Source organism: Prosthecobacter sp., from assembly GCF_020439865.1.
Taxonomy (GTDB): domain Bacteria; phylum Verrucomicrobiota; class Verrucomicrobiia; order Verrucomicrobiales; family Verrucomicrobiaceae; genus Prosthecobacter.
On record NZ_JAGRPF010000058.1, the window covers coordinates 18,077 to 34,147 of the forward strand.

16 protein-coding genes are annotated in these 16,071 nt (G+C 60.1%); 9 read left to right on the forward strand and 7 right to left on the reverse strand.

The window, feature by feature from the left end; all coding sequences use genetic code 11:
* Position 1: 1 nt before the first annotated feature.
* The gene (gene glsA, locus KDL09_RS05745) at positions 2–1,819 is read right to left on the reverse strand and encodes a glutaminase A (RefSeq protein ID WP_294382571.1); all 1,818 of its coding nucleotides are present in this window, start codon (positions 1,817–1,819) and stop codon (positions 2–4) included.
* A 139-nt stretch (positions 1,820–1,958) separates the two neighbouring features.
* Here glsA and KDL09_RS05750 point away from each other — a divergent pair, with 139 nt between their 5' ends.
* Positions 1,959–3,011 (forward strand): hypothetical protein, encoded by a 1,053-nt coding sequence (locus KDL09_RS05750; protein ID WP_294382573.1) that lies wholly within the window; start codon positions 1,959–1,961, stop codon positions 3,009–3,011.
* 3 nt (positions 3,012–3,014) lie between these two features.
* Here KDL09_RS05750 and KDL09_RS05755 read toward each other — a convergent pair whose 3' ends face one another.
* On the reverse strand, positions 3,015–3,968 hold the full coding sequence (locus KDL09_RS05755; protein WP_294382576.1) for an endonuclease/exonuclease/phosphatase family protein: 954 nt from the start codon (positions 3,966–3,968) through the stop codon (positions 3,015–3,017).
* An 18-nt stretch (positions 3,969–3,986) separates the two neighbouring features.
* Complete coding sequence (locus KDL09_RS05760) at positions 3,987–4,247, reverse strand: twin-arginine translocase TatA/TatE family subunit (RefSeq protein WP_294382578.1); 261 nt, start codon at positions 4,245–4,247, stop codon at positions 3,987–3,989.
* Positions 4,248–4,516: 269 nt separating this feature from the next.
* Here KDL09_RS05760 and KDL09_RS05765 point away from each other — a divergent pair, with 269 nt between their 5' ends.
* Genes KDL09_RS05765 through KDL09_RS05780 form a run of 4 tightly spaced genes read left to right on the forward strand, consistent with a single transcriptional unit; the run spans position 4,517 to position 7,519 of the window.
* Positions 4,517–4,825 carry a Dabb family protein gene (locus KDL09_RS05765; protein WP_294382581.1) on the forward strand — a complete coding sequence of 103 codons (309 nt, stop codon included), beginning with the start codon at positions 4,517–4,519 and terminating at the stop codon, positions 4,823–4,825.
* A 20-nt stretch (positions 4,826–4,845) separates the two neighbouring features.
* On the forward strand, positions 4,846–6,189 hold the full coding sequence (locus KDL09_RS05770) for an aspartate aminotransferase family protein (protein ID WP_294382582.1): 1,344 nt from the start codon (positions 4,846–4,848) through the stop codon (positions 6,187–6,189).
* Complete coding sequence (locus KDL09_RS05775; RefSeq protein ID WP_294382585.1) at positions 6,183–6,878, forward strand: 7-carboxy-7-deazaguanine synthase QueE; 696 nt, start codon at positions 6,183–6,185, stop codon at positions 6,876–6,878. Before KDL09_RS05770 ends, KDL09_RS05775 begins: the two co-directional genes overlap by 7 nt.
* The gene (locus KDL09_RS05780) at positions 6,875–7,519 is read left to right on the forward strand and encodes a thermonuclease family protein (RefSeq protein WP_294382588.1); all 645 of its coding nucleotides are present in this window, start codon (positions 6,875–6,877) and stop codon (positions 7,517–7,519) included. The genes KDL09_RS05775 and KDL09_RS05780 overlap by 4 nt, the downstream gene beginning before the upstream one ends.
* On the opposite strand, the gene KDL09_RS05785 is transcribed toward KDL09_RS05780, so the two are convergent.
* Entirely contained in the window at positions 7,503–7,892 is a 390-nt protein-coding gene (locus tag KDL09_RS05785; RefSeq protein WP_294382591.1) for a (deoxy)nucleoside triphosphate pyrophosphohydrolase, read from the reverse strand. The genes KDL09_RS05780 and KDL09_RS05785 overlap by 17 nt on opposite strands.
* A gap of 12 nt (positions 7,893–7,904) precedes the next feature.
* Positions 7,905–9,002, reverse strand: a complete 1,098-nt coding sequence (locus tag KDL09_RS05790) for a glycosyltransferase (protein WP_294382593.1) — start codon at positions 9,000–9,002, stop codon at positions 7,905–7,907.
* Positions 9,003–9,102: 100 nt separating this feature from the next.
* Between KDL09_RS05790 and KDL09_RS05795 the strand changes: the two genes are divergently transcribed.
* Both KDL09_RS05795 and KDL09_RS05800 read left to right on the forward strand, forming a co-directional pair.
* Positions 9,103–9,378 (forward strand): hypothetical protein, encoded by a 276-nt coding sequence (locus KDL09_RS05795; protein WP_294382596.1) that lies wholly within the window; start codon positions 9,103–9,105, stop codon positions 9,376–9,378.
* On the forward strand, positions 9,375–9,668 hold the full coding sequence (locus KDL09_RS05800) for a hypothetical protein (RefSeq protein WP_294382599.1): 294 nt from the start codon (positions 9,375–9,377) through the stop codon (positions 9,666–9,668). The genes KDL09_RS05795 and KDL09_RS05800 overlap by 4 nt, the downstream gene beginning before the upstream one ends.
* Before the next feature lie 4 nt (positions 9,669–9,672).
* Here the strand turns inward: KDL09_RS05800 and KDL09_RS05805 are convergent, their stop codons facing one another.
* Complete coding sequence (locus tag KDL09_RS05805; protein ID WP_294382602.1) at positions 9,673–12,027, reverse strand: DUF1592 domain-containing protein; 2,355 nt, start codon at positions 12,025–12,027, stop codon at positions 9,673–9,675.
* 155 nt (positions 12,028–12,182) lie between these two features.
* Here KDL09_RS05805 and KDL09_RS05810 point away from each other — a divergent pair, with 155 nt between their 5' ends.
* Complete coding sequence (locus KDL09_RS05810; RefSeq protein ID WP_294382605.1) at positions 12,183–13,526, forward strand: MFS transporter; 1,344 nt, start codon at positions 12,183–12,185, stop codon at positions 13,524–13,526.
* Positions 13,527–13,538: 12 nt separating this feature from the next.
* On the forward strand, positions 13,539–14,645 hold the full coding sequence (locus KDL09_RS05815) for an Ldh family oxidoreductase (protein ID WP_294382606.1): 1,107 nt from the start codon (positions 13,539–13,541) through the stop codon (positions 14,643–14,645).
* Positions 14,646–14,649: 4 nt separating this feature from the next.
* Here KDL09_RS05815 and KDL09_RS05820 read toward each other — a convergent pair.
* Positions 14,650–16,071 (reverse strand): hypothetical protein (locus KDL09_RS05820; protein WP_294382608.1); only part of this gene is annotated, 1,422 nt, incomplete at its 5' end.

Here is a 16,071-nt window from a genome sequence, read left to right on the forward strand (position 1 = left end):
GTCAGAAACGGTGGAAGGCGGAGATGGCCACGTTTGCCTGACGCAGACGTGAGGAGATCTCGAGCGTCATCTCCTGCAGCAGGGTGATCTTCAAAGTCGGCCGTCTTTCATTGAGCGAGTCGAACCAGAGTTTGGGAAGCACGAGGCATTCGACGGGTTCCATCGCCACGACATCGGCCGACCGCGGGGAGCCGTCGAGGAAAGCCATCTCGCCCACGGTCATGCCGGACGTGAGCACGTCCACGCGCTTGCGTGACTTGTCCTCCGTGTGGATTTGCACTTCGACGGTGCCGCTCAGGACGACAAACATCTCGTCTGCCGTGTCGCCCGTGCTGATGATCGTCTGGCCGCTGTCATAGCGGCGGCGCTGGAGTTCCCTCTCGAGGAAGGCGATGTCGTCGGCCTTGCAATGACGGAAAAGCGAGCAGGACTTGAGTTTCAATGCGCCCAGGGGACGCCACGAAACACCGGTGACTTCGAGCAGCAGTGCGTCCTCGCAGGTCTCAAGCGCCGCGTCCATGGTGGGAAAAATATCGTGGGTGGCAATGCCAACGCTGCGCAGTGCGGGCAGCAGGCCACGGGGCTGGCAGATGATCATGCGCACGCCCTGCGCGGCGAGTCGAGTGCCCAGGGCGGCGAGAAGTTCGAGGCTGACCGAATTGGCATTCACCACCGCACGCATGTCAAAGATGACGTATTTGCAGTCTTCTGCGAGGGCGGTGGCCTGCCGGATCACCGGCTCGATGGTGGTGAAGGTGAGGCCGCCCTGCAACTCCATGACCTGAATCATGGTGCCGTTGACTCGCAGCAGTTCACGTGACTGCGGCGGAAGGCGGCGGCGCGAGACAACCTCGCCGCCGTGGTAGGCGAGGCGCGTGGCTGAACGCGGCGTCGCCGTTGGGTTGAGCATGTGCAGCGCCAGTTCCCGGGAGACATCCATGCAGACCTGGATGCCGCGGTAGCTGTTGCCCTGGGCGTCCAGCGGTGGAGAAAACACACCGATGCCCACCTGTCCCGGCAGGACAGCCAGAATGCCGCCTCCCACGCCGCTTTTTGCCGGCAGGCCGACGCGATACACCCACTCACCGGACCAGTCATACATGCCGCAGGTGGCCATGACACCGAGCACATTGTCCACGTATTCACTCGGGATGGCCCGCTTCTGAGTCAGCGGATTGATGCCTTGATTGGCCAGTGTGGCACCCATGAGCGCGAGGTCACGGCAGGTGACTTCGACCGAGCATTGCTTGAAATAAGTTTCCAGCGTCTCGTTCGGATCATCGTCGAGAATGCCGAAGTTGCGCAGGAGCCAGCCGATGGCGCGATTACGGTGCCCTGTCTCGCTTTCGCTTTGGTAGACGCCGTTGTTGATCTTCAGTTCGCGTCCGGCAAAGCCGCCAAGGTACTCTACCACACGCTCGATCCGGCTTTTGCCATCCTTGTTCAAAAGCTGTCCGCAGGTCGCGATCGCCCCGGCATTGATCATCGGATTGAAAGGCGAGCCCGTGCCTGGTTTGAGGCTGATGGCATTGAAAGCCTCGCCGGAAGGTTCGACGCCGATGCGCGAGAGCACATGTTCCTCTCCCCGGTCTTCGAGCGCCATGCCGTAGACGAGCGCCTTGGAGATGGACTGAATGGTGAAGGTCTGGTGGGTGTCACCCACCTCGTAGACATGCCCGTCCCGCGTGGCAATGCAGATGCCGAACCAGTTTGGGTCGGCTTTGGACAGTTCGGGAATGTAGTCGGCAACCTTGCCATCCAAGGCCGAAGCGTAGCGAGCGTGCAGTTGTTGCAGATACTCTTGGATGGGAGAGAGCATGAAGATCTACAAGCCGAAGCAGGCCGCGTGCCGGGTGGCCAACTTTCGCAAACTTCGCGTGCGATCCTCCGGTCAGGCACGAATGGCTTGGATAAATGTCCGCTTTCATCAAGTATTCCTCTGCCAACCACATATCTTCATGACAATCTCACTCCGCTCCTGCCTTCTCGCGCTCAGTTTCCCTTTTCTCGCTCATGCCGATCAAATCGTTCTCGTCGCGGGCGGTGATCAGGATGCGGTGAACATTCAGGCAACGGAGGCAAAGCTGAAAGAGCCGTTTGGCACCGCCTTTGATTCCGGCGGACACATGTGGATCATCGAGATGGTGTCGGGCAACCGGCTCCTTCAGATGGATGGCGGCGGAATGATCCAGCATGTGGCCGGTCAGCCCACCCCCGGCGACAGCGGTGATGGCGGCGAAGCCATCCGCGCACAATTCAACGGGCCGCATAACCTCGTGATCCTGCCCGACAACAAGATTCTGATCGCCGATACATGGAACGGTCGTGTCCGTGTGGTGGATCCGAAGGCGCGCATCGTGAGCGCCCTTGAAGGATGGCAGGCGCCGAAGGGCAAGGAGCGCGGCAATGGGCCCTACTGCATCGCCTTGAACCCGGAAGGAACGAAGCTCTACATCGCTGATCTGCGCCAGGTGCATGAACTCGACCTCGCCACGCACACGAGCAAGGTGATCGCGGGCAATGGCAAGAAAGGCAAACCCGAGGACGGGGCCATGGCCGTCGATGCGCCGCTGGTCGATCCGCGTGCGGTCGCGGCAGACCGTCAGGGCAATGTTTACATCCTCGAACGTGGCGGCAATGCGCTGCGTGTGGTGGACAAAGAAGGTCACATCCGCACGGTCGTGAATGCCAGCGGCAAGAAGGGCGGGGAAGGGGACGGCGGTCCTGCGCTGGAAGCGACCATGAACGGACCGAAGCATCTGTGCGTGGACAAGGACGACAGCGTGATCATCGCCGACGCGGAGGCACATCTCGTGCGCCGTTATGTGCCATCGACAGGCAAGATCGAACGCATTGCCGGAACCGGCAAACAGGGCAGCGCCGGTGTGGGCGGTGATCCGAAACAGTGCCAGCTTTCACGTCCGCATGGCGTGACGATTCAGCCGCAAACCGGCGAACTCTACATCACGGACAGCTACAACAACCGCGTGCTGAAGATCGTTCGTCAGTAAGGATCAAGGCACGTCAACTTTCTTCAAGATCGGCTCGGCACTGATCTTGATCACCAGCGGCCGATGGTCGCTGGCCTTGTCGAAGTCGCGGGCGGAGTAGATGAAACTGCGCTGGTAGTCGATGTGCGGCCGCAGCAGACGACTGGCGAAGCAGTAGTCCAGCCGGGAGTAGCTGTCGGCGGCATCCCAGAAGTGCGTCCAGACCTCGCCGTTCCGATCCTTCAGCCATACGTCCTGCATCGCCACGTCGCTGGTGCGAGGGCTCCCCATGACCTCACTGATGGCAGGCTGGTTCCGGTGCTCGTTGAAATCGCCATAGGCCAGGATTCGTGCGCCGGGTTCCTTGGTGAAGATGGAGTCGATGTGCTTGCGCAACAGCCGCGCCTCGTTGCGACGCATCTGCGCCTGATCGGCCTCGGTGATCTCTCGCATGGATTTCAAATGTACGCCCAGAAGGTGCAGATCGAAGGTGGGGGAGAGACTGATCGTGACATCCAGAATGCCCCGTTGAAACGGCAGGGTCTGTGCGCCGATTTGATAGGTGAGTTCGGTTTGCGAATTGCGTGCCTTGATGGGCAGCCGCGACAGCAGGGCGAGGCGCCGTGACTCGTCGCCACCATGGGCGAGTTCGGTGTGCGGCAGATCAAGGCCGGCCGCTTTGAGCCGCTTCTGGAGATCCGCAAGGTCGTCGGCGGTTCCGATTTCACAGACGCCAAGAATGTCCGGCTTGATGGCGGCGAGAATCTTTACCACGCGTCCACGCTCCTCTTCGGGCTTGGGGGCTGCGGGAAGCGTTTTGTAGGTCTGCCGGTCGAACCGGTCCATCGTGAGCCAGTTCTTCAGGTTGTAGGAGCAGAAGGTGATGCGCTCCGGTTCGGCCGCGGAAAGGAGCGCCGCAGTGATAAAGAAAACGGCGGGTCCAAAGACCCGCCGCGTGAGATAAAAAAGCCGTGTCATGCCTGAAGAGGCGGCCGGTTAGGAATCTTCCACATTGGCCACCGGCTGACGCTTTTCCTGCGGCGGCTGGATTTTGGGGTGCTCGACTTCCTCCTGCGCGCTCTGCAGTTCTTTTTCGAACTCGGTGCGCGCCTTCTTGAATTCACCCATGCTCTTGCCCAGGCTGCGGGCGAAGGTGGGGAGTTTTTTCGCGCCAAAAAGCACGAGAACGAGGATGCCAATGATGATCATCTCGGGAGTGCCGAGAGGACCGATTGCGAGGATGGATGAGGGGTTCATGATGGTACTAGGTTTGCATTGTTCGTGGTTGCGTGCAACGCGGACTTTCAGTCGTTCCCAGTGGGGCCATCGTCCTTTGCGCGGGTGAAGACGACGGGCTTGGTGAGCCCATGATATCGTCTCCACTGCCCTAAACGTCCGAACACCCTCCGGGTTAGCAAGAATCTCCTGTTTTTGGCAAATTCATCAGGCATGCAGGCTGGTTCGGGTTTTGAACCAGTGTTTTGACGATTGCATGACGGGTCTCACCGCGTAGCAATCCTACCGCCATGCTTCACAACGTCTATTTCTGGCTCAAGCCTGACCTCACCGCCGAACAACGCGCCACCTTTGAATCGGAACTCGCCCTGCTTCCGAAGATCAGCTACCTCGCCAGCGGTTTCGCCGGCAAACCTGCGCCCACGGAAAAGCGTCCGGTTACGGATCACTCGTTCAGCTACTCGATCTCGCTGCGCTTCAAGACCATGGAGGAGCACGAGTTCTACCAGAAGGACTGCCCGGATCACAAGCGCTTCGTGGACACCTGCAAGACCTTCTGGGAGCGCGTCGTCGTGTATGACAGCTCCTCACTGAGCTGAGACCTTTCCAATCCCCAGCCATGTCCTACACCTTTCCGAAATCCACGGAGCTCTATGCTCGTGCCCAGCGCAGCATTGCCGGAGGCATCAACAGCGGCATCCGCAAAATGGAGGTGCCCGTGCCTCTCTATTTCGATCACGGCAAAGGTTCGCGGCTCTTCGATGTCGATGGCAACGAGTACATCGACTTCCAGATCGGCCAGGGGGCGATTCTTTACGGCCATGCGCCGGAGGGAATGGCTGACGCCATCGCCGTGCAGGCGCACAAAGGCACGCACTGGGCGGCGCAGAGCGAGCTGGAGATCGACGTGGCCGAGAGGCTGCAAAGCATGATTCCGGGGGCGGAACGCGTGCGTTTCAACAATTCGGCGACTGAGGTGGTGATGTCCGCCCTGCGCCTGGCACGCGCCCACACCGGTCGGCCGCTCATTTTGAAGTTTGAAGGTCACTACCATGGTTGGAGTGATGAAGGGCTCGTCGGATTCGCACCGCCTGCGGGAAAATGGGGCTCCGAAGACAATCCCACACGCCTTCATCCGAGCCAGGGAGTCATTCCCGAGGTGCTTGGCACCTTCGTCGTGGCCCGCTGGAACGATCCTGAGCATCTGCGTCAGCGGGTGGCGGAACATCATGATCAAATCGCCGCGATCATCTTTGAACCCGTGCTTTGCAACACCGGTTGCATGCCCGCCGTGCCCGGCATGATCGAGACGATCCGCGAACTGTGCGATGAGAACGGTATCGTGATGATTGCCGATGAGACCATCACCGGTTTTCGCTTCGGGGCAGGCTGCGCCCAGAAGCACTACGGCTTCACGCCCGATCTGACGATTCTCGGCAAGGCGATCGGTGGCGGCGTGCCTTTTGCGGCCCTCGCAGGAAAGGAAAAGATGTTCGCCAAGATCATGAGCGGCGAAGTCGTCCATGCCGGCACGTTGAACGCCAACCCGCTCTGCCTCGCCGCTGCAAAGTGGTGTCTCGACGAGGTCATGGCGCTCGGTGATGCGCACCCCGCAGGCATGATCGCCCTCGGAGAGCAGTTGATGGCCGGTTTGTCGAAACTCGCCGCGCAGCACAACATTCCCCTGCAGCCACAGGGCGCCGGTCTCGTTTTTCATGCCACCATGCTCAAGCCCGGTGTGCCTTCCGGCCCCATCACCAACTACCGCGACTACGCCGTTCGCCAGGACGCCCCACGTTGGGCGCACCTCCGCCGGTGTCTCCTGGAAGAAGGCGTTCGTGCCATCGAACGCGGCCTTTGGTTCATCAGCCTCGCCCACACCCAGGCCGACATCGACGAAGCGCTGAAACGCGCCGCGCTTGCTTTTGCCCGCCACGCGGCAGAGTGGAAGGCTCCATGTTGATCTCCGAGATTTTCTACTCCGTGCAGGGCGAGGGATCGCTCGTCGGTGTGCCGTCGGTGTTTGTGCGGACTTCGGGCTGCAACCTTCGCTGTGTCTGGTGCGACACGCCTTACGCGTCGTGGAAGCCGGAAGGCACGGAGATGACCGTGGAGGGGATCATGGCAGAGGTGATGACTCATCCGACGCGACATGTCGTCGTGACGGGAGGGGAGCCGATGATTGCCAAAGAAATGCCGCTCCTGCTGGCAAAGCTGCGTGAGGCAGGGAAGCACATCACGATCGAGACGGCGGGGACCATTGCTCCTGACGATGTCGCCTGTGATCTTGCTTCGATCAGTCCCAAGCTGGCTCATTCGACACCTGATGAAGCGCGGGCGGGCAAGGCATGGGTGGAGAAACATGAGCGCACCCGGCTTCAGCCGGACGTGCTGCGGGCGTGGTGTTCCGCGTATGAGTTTCAGCTCAAGTTTGTCGTCGCGAGCGAAGCGGATCTCGAGGAGGTACAAGCAGTGGTCGAGTCGATCGGAGTGCCTGTGCCACCGGAGAAGATCTTGCTGATGCCTGAGGGAATTACTCAGGAGGCGCTGCGGACGCGTCAGACCTGGCTGGTGGAGGTGTGCAAGCGCACGGGTTGGCGCTATTCGCCGCGCCTGCACATTGATCTGTTTGGGAACAAGCGCGGGACATGAAGAGGCGGTCGAATCTGTCGCGAAATCTCTGGGCGATGGTCTGGGTGATCGTCGTGCTGCTGCAGGTTTGGGATCGTTATCGGGACAAGCCAGCGCCTCACGCACCGGAACCGGACGGTCACTTCGTGGAACTGCGCCATGTACGGTTGATCGAGGATGCCGGCAACGATGGCGACAGCTTCAAGATCGCTCACGATGGAGGAGCGAACGTCCTGCGGTTGTACTTCGTCGATTGTCCGGAAAAGCGTCAGTATCCGCTCATCAACAGCCGGTTGAAGGATCAGGCGGGATACTTTGGCGGCCTGAGCATCCCGCAGACCGTCAATGTGGGGCTTGAGGCAAAGGCCTTTACCGAAACACTGCTGCGCGAACGGCACTTCACCATCCTGACACGATGGGAGCGTGTGTATGACAGTGCACGTTCCTATGCGCTGGTGTTCTTCGACGACGGTGAAGAGTTGTCGGAGAAACTGGTAAGGGCCGGTCTCTGCCGGATTCATACCAAAGGCACGCTCATGCCGGACGGACGGCGCGAGTTTGATTTCGAGAGCCACCTGCGGGCATTGGAACGTGAGGCGAAGGCGGCGCAACGCGGGGCCTGGGGCAAACCAAAGCGTGCTCCGTCTAAATCAAAACCGTGAGCAACGGTACGTCGGCGGGAGCGAGTTCGTAGGCCTGCAATTGACTGCGCTCCACCCATGCGAGCGCTGTGTGCTCATGCGGATGCGGTTCCGCGCTTTCGGCGGTGAGTTCACAAAGAAAGGGGATCAATTCGATGCTGCCCCATGGGTAAGCGTGGGCAAACGGTTCCAAAGCCTGAGTGATGCACACGGTGCATCCGAGTTCCTCATGAAGCTCACGATGGAGTGCTGCCTCGGCAGTCTCCCCCGGTTCGACCTTGCCGCCAGGAAACTCCCACAGGCCGCCGAGCTTTTTGTCAGGAGGGCGTTGGGCGATCATCACGCGCTCATCGCGCACGATGATGGCGCAGACGACGGGCACTGGGGACTTCACATCCATCTGCGATCAGGAAGCCGCAACGGCGAGCGCTGCCTTGGCAGTGCGCACGGCGGCGTCTGGCACACTGATCTTCGCCATGCTCGCGCGCATGCGCCGGCCGACGGCGCCGTTGTTGATGAGGATGCTCTCGACAGCGGCCGCAGTTTCTTTGGCGTTCTTTGTGACGATGCCGCCATCGTGTTTGGTCAGCATCTCTGCATTTCCCTCCTCCTGGCCGGGGACGACGTAGTCGATGACAGCGGGAATCTTGGCGGCCAGCACTTCGTGCAGGATGGCACCACCTGCCTTGCAGATGACGACATCATGCGTGCGCAGGAATTCCGGGATGCGTTTCGTCCAGCCGATGATCTCAACGGTCTCAGGGGGAAGAGCATCCGTGAACCGGCGCAGAATGTGATACAGCCGTCGGTCATGTTTGCCGATAGGAAGCGTCAGCCTGGCTCCGCGGAGGAGGAGAGGTTTGATGGCCTCCAGCGTGGCCGCGACGCGGCGTCCTGTGGTGGAGGGCAGGTAGAGAATGCGGTCACATGAATGCGGCGCCTCCTCAGGCAGAGGCTCAGTGAAAGCGAGGCTGACGGGAAAGCCGGTGACGCGGATCTTCGATTCAGGCACTCCGAAACCGATGACGACCTTTTTGGTCTCATCATCGGCCACGCAGAACAGGCTGCTGCCAGACATCACCCAGATGCGATTCACGCTGATCGAATCCGTGATGACGGTGCAGAGCGGCGGAACGGACTGCTGTTTTTCCAGCGTCTCCAGAAGCACGGCATACAGCGGGTAGGTGCTGATAATGAGGCGGGGCCGCTGCGCCTCGATCCGCTTTTTCAAGGCTTCCACCATGGCGGACTGCCAGACGGAGTCCGGCCCGGTGACCGAGGGCTTGCCCATCAGGTCATACGTCATGCGCCAGGCGGCAGGCCAGTGGGTGATGGCAAACTGGTAGAGGCTCTTGCATACCTCGGCGATGAGCGGCTGCGTATCGCAGATCAGGTCGCTCACCTCGATTTCTTCGTCGGGACACAGGCGAGTCAAAGCTTCCGCCACAGATCGTGCGGCGGTGTTATGCCCATCGCCAAAACCTGCGGTTAGGATCAAAATCACCGCGCATCGCTGGCTGAGAAACGGGTGAAAACAAGCAAAAAAGGGCGGGTAAACCGTTGGTTGACATTATTTCGGATAAGTTAAATAATAAGCCTCAACCATGACTCGGCATCGCGCCAGAACGACGAGCCAGACGCTCGCAGCCACCGTCACGTTTGTGGCGGTGCTCATCATGCTCACGCCGCTGCGCCGTGGACCTGCGGAGAATCACTCTCGTCAGGCTGGCTGGACGCCGTTGTTAAACGTCGGTGGCATGGCGGATACGGCCGCATTCCGACGGCTGAGCACTTCCTCGACCCGGTTTGCTGCCAGCGATCAACCACTGAGCCGCCAGCCTTCCTGGACTGCAAAAAGCTCTTCTGAGCCGACGCCATGAGCGGCCGGTTCAGGCCCCCGGGACAGTGTCCGGTGTGTGGTGAATGGGTGCCCCGTGGAGCCGCGGCTTGTGACGGCTGCGGGGCCTGTGCCAAATCCGGCTGGAGCGGTGACACGCATGCGGACGGTCTGGATCTGCCCGACGATGAGTTCGATTACGATGACTTTGTCGCCCGCGAGTTCGGCGGCAAAAGCTCCAAGCAACCGCTCACTTCAAACATCTGGTGGTGGGTGGCCCTGGTGCTGCTGATTGTGCTCGTGGTCGGAGCGATGCTTCCGCTGTTTGGATAAAGCCCTAGCGGCCCGGTGTGACGTTCCCTTGGCCGTCCAATGCGGACACCATCGCGATTTCGACGAGCAGTTTCTGCACATTGCAGTTCGCGGCGGCAAAGGAATGCTGCAAGTCGTCCATGGTGTCAGGACCGTAGGCGAGCGGCTGCTGTTTGACGAAATGATTGAAGAGCTGGCGGATGAAGGCGCGATGGCCGGCGGGATTGTCCGCCACGTAGTTCACAATGTCGCGCGGGCCGGAGAGCTGCACCTTGCGCCCCTCGTCATCGGCGAACTCGCCCACGGCATCCACAGGTTTGTTGTTGTCCTTTGTGCGCCAGCGGCCAATCGCGTCGAAGTTTTCGAGGCTGAAGCCCAGTGGATTGATCGTCGAATGACAGGACATGCACGTGTTGTTGCGCGTCAGTTCCGTGATCTTCTCGCGCATCGTAAGCTTTGGATTGAAATGGCTCTCGTCAAAGGTCACCGCCTTGGGCGGCGGACGCAGCGAGAGGCCGACGATGTTTCGCGTGAGGAACACACCGCGGTGAATCGGCGAGGTGGCGCGGCTGGACGCCAGCGACGCGAGCAGATACGGATGCGTGACGACACCGGCGCGCTGCTTCGGATCAAACGAAACGCGTTGGAAGTCGTCGCCCTGCACCGGCTTGCCGTAGAATTGGGCGAGACGGTTGTTCAGCAGCAGGTAGTCCGCCTTCAGCAACTCGCGGTAGTCGGACTTCTCGCTCCACACGACTTGATCGAGAAACTCCAGCAGGGATTCGCGCAGATCGGCCAGCACGCGGTCGTCGAAGCCGGGGAAGACCTTGGGGTCCTTGGCGTTGCCCTCCGCACGTTCGAGTTCCAGCCAGTGATGGAAGAAACCATGCAGCTTGGCCTTCGTGCGAGCGTCTGGTAGCATGCGCTGCGCCTCGGCTCGGATTTGATCGGGAGTGCGCAGCTTGCCTGCGGCGGCGGCCTGCAGCAGTTTCTTGTCGGGGATGGAATCCCACAGGCTCAGCGCCAGACGCGAGGCGATGGCGAAGTCGTCGGGTTTCTCCGATTCGCGCAGTTCTGGATACAGGAACTGCGGCGATTTCAGCGTGAACAACACGATGCGCTTCACCGCCTTCTCGGGGCTGCCCGCGCTCTTGAATAGTGATTCGACATGGAGCTGCTTTTGTTCGTCGGTGAGCGGACGGCAGAACGCGGCTTCGACAAAGGTGAGCGCGAACTTTCGAAGCTTCTCCTCACGATCTGGGGCGCCGTCCTTCGTGCCTGCGAGTTCGTTCAGCTTCTCCTCGACGTGTTCCGCAGTGGCAATTGCGGCTTCGGTAGTGGCCTGATCCCAGCCTTTGGAGATCGACGTGCCTCGCTCATAGCCCACGCTGCGATCATCGGCAGGGAAGTTCGTGCTCACGATCATCAGCTCACGCGGACGATCCGTGCGCAACACATGCTGTGGGATGAGTTCGGCGACTCCGTGCGGCGGCTTCCACCAGAGTTCAATGGAGGAGGACTTTTCTTTGAATTTAAAGTGATCTAGCACGAGCCGGTAGGCGCGTCCGCCGAGCAGAAAGAGGCTCTTCTTTTCCTCGCGCACCTGCGGTCCAGCGCTCACCCAGGCGTCGATCAGCGCGTGGCCTTCCGTGGTGTCATTGATCCATAGTCGAGCGCCGTTCTCCGTCTTGAGCATGAACTCATACACGCCCGTCTCTGGTGCGATGATGCTGCCTTCCCAGCGGTTGTCGAATTGCTCCGCTTCCATCTTTTCCGGGTCCGGGCTCCCTTCTCCGAAATGGAAGGCCACTTGTCCGTCCACGCGCTCCAGCTTGTAGTTCGGGCGCTTTTTCTTGATGCCCTGCTTCGGTGTGGTGTCCACGGCCTCTTCACCGGGCTTCGGCAGTTCGACGCCGCGATACACTGCCTTAAGCCCCTGTTCTTCCAGCACGGGCCGGTCAAAGCCAGGGCCCATGCGGAAGCGGCCGATCAAATCCATGACCGAGGCGCGATACTGCGCGATCGTCAGGCGGCTCAGATCCTTCGTGGGCGGATGCGCGCGGGCTTGAGCTTCAGGAGAGTAAAAGGCCTTGTAAACGTAAGCCGCGACCTGCTTGGCCTCTTCGCCCACGCACAGGTGCTCCTTGTCCTCCGGCATGGTGCGGTCGATCTTCCGCGCCAGCGCGTCCACCGACAGTTCGCCGACAAGCTTGTCATCGTATTTGTCCTTCACTCCCTCGCCGTTCGCGCCGTGGCAGTTGGCGCACAGCTTTTGATAAAGAGGCTTGCCCGGATGCTCCGCAGGCGCGGCAAACGAGCACGTGGCAATCAGCCACAGGGCAGACAGTGGAAAGAGGGCTTTGGGGGATGTTCTAGCCATTGGGGGTTAAAAGCGGCTGCTGGAATAAAGTCGCTCGCCGCTTCCCTCTTTCATCATGCTTTGGGCTCTGTCGAGCCGCCGTGTGAGGCTACGAACGGTCCGTTGCAAAAGAACTCGACTGGGCGATAGCCACATCCAAGCTTCCCGACCTGCTCATGACAACCGACACTTCCGCCTTGGACCGCGCCAGGGGCAAGGCCTACTGGCGCCTGCTGCCGCTGCTCTTTGTCTGCTACGTGATCGCGTATGTGGACCGGGCCAATGTCAGCCTCGCCAAGCTGACGATGGCAAAAGACCTGCCAGACTTCGACAACGCTGTCATCGGCTTCGGCGCGGGGATGTTTTTCTGGGGCTACATCTTGCTCGAAGTGCCCGGTACGCTGCTCGTGGAGAGATGGAGCGCACGTCGCATGATGTCTCGCATCATGGTCACGTGGGGCATCTTGGCCGCGCTGACGGCCGCCGTAAAGACGCCGATGCAGTTTTACTGCGTGCGCTTTGCCCTCGGTCTGGCGGAGGCAGGCTTCTTCCCCGGTGTCATCGTCTATCTCACGCACTGGTTTCCCAATCGGGATCGATCACGCGCCGTGGCGTGGTTTTTGATCGCCACACCGGTGGCGCAGATCCTCAGCCCCAAGATTTCCAACCTGCTGCTGAAAATCGGCACTGACGAGGTCATCAACGGAGTCACGGTGCATCATCCTGAGATACTCGGCATGGAAGGCTGGCAGTGGATGTACATTTTCTGGGGCGCGCCGGCGGTCGTGCTGGGCTTTGTCGTGCTGTTCGTTCTGCCAGACCGACCACGCGACGCGAAATGGCTCACCAACGAGGAACGCGAAGCCTTGGAGAAGCAGCTTCAAATCGAAAAAGAACAACGCTCAAAGGGCAAGCGCATGACGCTGGGCGAGGCGTTTCGAAATCCGAAGGTGCTGCTACTCGCGCTCGCGTTTTGCTGCAGTGTCACCGCAAACTACGGCTACGAGTTCTTTTTCCCGAGCATCTTGAAGGCGTGGTACTCGCTGAACCTCAACGAGATCACCTGGCTGGTCATTTTGCCTCCGTGTCTCGCGCTTGGCAGCCAATTGTTCGTCGGTTGGAATTCAGACCGCACCGGAGAGCGCCGCTGTCACGCCGCATTCTCGATCATCATCGGTCTCACCGCCTTGGGGCTTGCGCCTTTGACGAAAGGCAACCTCGTTCTCACCATCCTCTGCTTCATGATCTTCTTTGCGGGCGTCAAAGGCTATCAGCCGGCCTTCTGGGCGTTGCCCAGCCTTTTTCTGACGGAGTCGGCTGCCGCCGGAAGCATTGGTCTGATCAACTCTATTGGCCAGATCGGCGGATTCATGGGGCCGTATCTGCTGGGCAGCATCGAAAAGAACACCGGCTCGTTTGCCATCGGTATCTATGTCCTCACCGCCTCCATGGCGGTGAGCGCGACCATCATTCTCGGTCTTGGTTTGGGCCGACGGCCCTTGCAGGATGAATCCCAGTAACGTCTCATGCCGATGAACGCCGAAGATGAAATCATGCACGTCGTGCCCGTAGAACGGCACAACGCCACCATCGCCGCCGCCTACCGCGTGCGTGGCTATGATGAAGATGAGATACAATCCGCCGTGCGCATCGCCCAAAGCGCCTCATGGCACGGCGTCCGCACGCACAATGGCATCAAGGCGCTGAGTCTCGACGATCACTTTGGCTCGAAGGTCGGCGGCTGCGTGCCACGTGCCGTAATTGAGAAATTGCCAGGACGTTTCGCTGCCACCGAAGTGTGGAACGCGAATCGCAAGCTCGGTCAGCCCGTGGCAGAGCAGGCATTCGAAACCTGCATCGCTCTCGCCGACAAATACGGCATCGGCCAAGTGTCCGTGGACAATGCGTTTCACTACCTGTGGGGAGGTGGCTACGTCATGGAGGTGGCGCGACGCGGTTACGTCGCCTACACCAACTGCACCTCCGCCAAAACCGGAGTCGCGCCCTTTGGTGGCAAGCACGCCACACTGGGGACGAATCCGCACTCGTGGGGCTTTCCGACCACCGACGCCGTCGGTTTTCCCATTGTGATCGACTGGGCCACGTCAGTGATTGCTCTGGGACGTGTGCAGCAGCTGGCGCGCGAAGGCAAATCACTGCCGCCTGACCTCGCGCTCGACAAGGACGGCCACATGACTACGGATCCGAAACAAGTCGCTGCGCTGCTGCCATTCGGCCAGCACAAGGGCTACGGCCTCGCGCTCGCGGATGAATTGTTCGCCGCGCTCATCGGCGGCTCGCTTCCGACCATTCGTGGTCGCAATCCCGTTCCCGGCGCCAAGCAGACACCGTGCTTCTATTTTCAAGTCATCCATTCCGATGCGCTCTCCGGAGGAGCATTTGCAGGCGGCTTGTCACAAGCTGAGAATCTAAAAGCCGTCATCGCCGACATCCTTTCCCATGGAAATGAGCATTGCCTGCTGCCGGGCGAGTTGGAGGCACGCTGGGCTGAGAAATGCACTCGCAACGGCGGCCTGCTCTTCTCAAGACACGAGATTCAGCAATTGAATCAAATCGCCATCGCCTGCGGCCAGCCCACGTGGAATCTTGATGAGTTCCCGCAGGCCGACGTCGGGTGAGCGATCAAGGGACCTTCGTTCCCCACAGCTTCTCCAGCAGCGCGAACATCTCCGGATCGTGCGCCTTGAGTTCATCACTCGTGAAAGGGAAAAAGTCATTGCGGGTGAAGAACGCTTCGGTGCACTCGGCGAAGTATTCCTTCGCGTTGGTCATTGCATAAGCTTTGTCGAGCCGCTTGCGTCCTTCGGAGTCCTGGCGCTGCACCTTGTCGTATTTGCCCGCCGCCTTCGCCCTTTCGTAGACCGCTTCGATCTCTGCATTGTTGAAACCGAGCACGCGGTCGTGATAGGCGTGCGCCAGCTCATGCAGCGCGAAGTTCGGCATGCGCCGAGTCTCGGCCTCAAAGACGCTCACGTTGGTGAACTCGACACCTTTGGCCATCACAGGATTGCGACCGTTATCCTTCAACCAGCCTGCGCCCGGATGATACTCGGCGCGTGGACGTGAGTTCGGATACTGGGGATTGATCCAAAGTGGAACCTTGCGCAGTTCCGCGACCGCCTTGGCTGGGACGACACGCACGATTTCATCGAGCTGCGCTCGAAGCAATCCGAGCGCCTTCTCCAACGCCACAGCATCCTGCCTGAAGAGATCGGGGTGAATTCTCACCGTCCATCCGGCAATGAGCTTCTGATCGTGCTCCTTGGTGCCTGTGGCTTTCTCAAAGCGCTTTCGCTGATCCTGCTTGATGACACCACGTGCCTTCAAGAGCCGGTCCGGCCAAACAAACTTGGGTGCTTTGGCAGGATCATAGCCTGCGAGGTGATCTTTGAGTCGCGTCTGCGGTTTGGTGTACTTCAAGACGGTGTCGCCGAAGACCTCGCGACACAGCGCGGCGAGTTTCGGGTCGTAGGCAATGAGTTCGTCGCGTGTGTTGACGTGGTTGTGCTGCGCGTCGTTCTCACGGTTGTTGTCGAACCAGCTCTGCACACCTTCCGCCCAGTATTCGTGATGGTTCGACGACGCGTAGGCACCTTTCCACAGCCCCGCCTTCATCGCGTCGTCAAATGCTGCCTTCAATCGCGTGTCGAAAGTCGGATCGACATTCGTTAGTCCTCGCAGGTGAATGTTGTGCGCGAACTCGTGGATGAGAATGTTCTCCGTGTCATACGGATCGCCATCGTAGGCCAGAAGGTTCTCTTCCGCGCACGAGCAGAACGGATCTGTCTCGCTGCCACCGAGTCCACGTGCCCGCGCATCCCAATATTCCTTCGCCGTGAGCGACTCGAACTCCTTTACAGGCTCCAAATTCGCGAACTCCGGCTGGTCCGTAGTGAACTCGTTGTGCGCGAGCACGCACAGCCTCGACCCACTTGCGATCATCGCTTCCCGCACGTCCGGCCGCTTCGCCAGCATCAAGTCGATCAGATACGCCGCCTCCTTCAGCGCATACGGACTCACCTTCGCCGATCCACAAATGGGATA

What these genes read in the sequence shown, in the direction of transcription:
- KDL09_RS05805 (WP_294382602.1), bottom strand. Translation starts at nt 12,027, where the DNA reads ATGGCTAGAACATCCCCCAAAGCCCTCTTTCCACTGTCTGCCCTGTGG.
- KDL09_RS05750 (WP_294382573.1), top strand. Translation starts at nt 1,959, where the DNA reads ATGACAATCTCACTCCGCTCCTGCCTTCTCGCGCTCAGTTTCCCTTTT.
- KDL09_RS05760 (WP_294382578.1), bottom strand. Translation starts at nt 4,247, where the DNA reads ATGAACCCCTCATCCATCCTCGCAATCGGTCCTCTCGGCACTCCCGAG.
- glsA (WP_294382571.1), bottom strand. Translation starts at nt 1,819, where the DNA reads ATGCTCTCTCCCATCCAAGAGTATCTGCAACAACTGCACGCTCGCTAC.
- KDL09_RS05765 (WP_294382581.1), top strand. Translation starts at nt 4,517, where the DNA reads ATGCTTCACAACGTCTATTTCTGGCTCAAGCCTGACCTCACCGCCGAA.
- KDL09_RS05775 (WP_294382585.1), top strand. Translation starts at nt 6,183, where the DNA reads ATGTTGATCTCCGAGATTTTCTACTCCGTGCAGGGCGAGGGATCGCTC.
- KDL09_RS05780 (WP_294382588.1), top strand. Translation starts at nt 6,875, where the DNA reads ATGAAGAGGCGGTCGAATCTGTCGCGAAATCTCTGGGCGATGGTCTGG.
- KDL09_RS05810 (WP_294382605.1), top strand. Translation starts at nt 12,183, where the DNA reads ATGACAACCGACACTTCCGCCTTGGACCGCGCCAGGGGCAAGGCCTAC.
- KDL09_RS05755 (WP_294382576.1), bottom strand. Translation starts at nt 3,968, where the DNA reads ATGACACGGCTTTTTTATCTCACGCGGCGGGTCTTTGGACCCGCCGTT.
- KDL09_RS05770 (WP_294382582.1), top strand. Translation starts at nt 4,846, where the DNA reads ATGTCCTACACCTTTCCGAAATCCACGGAGCTCTATGCTCGTGCCCAG.
- KDL09_RS05800 (WP_294382599.1), top strand. Translation starts at nt 9,375, where the DNA reads ATGAGCGGCCGGTTCAGGCCCCCGGGACAGTGTCCGGTGTGTGGTGAA.
- KDL09_RS05815 (WP_294382606.1), top strand. Translation starts at nt 13,539, where the DNA reads ATGAACGCCGAAGATGAAATCATGCACGTCGTGCCCGTAGAACGGCAC.
- KDL09_RS05795 (WP_294382596.1), top strand. Translation starts at nt 9,103, where the DNA reads ATGACTCGGCATCGCGCCAGAACGACGAGCCAGACGCTCGCAGCCACC.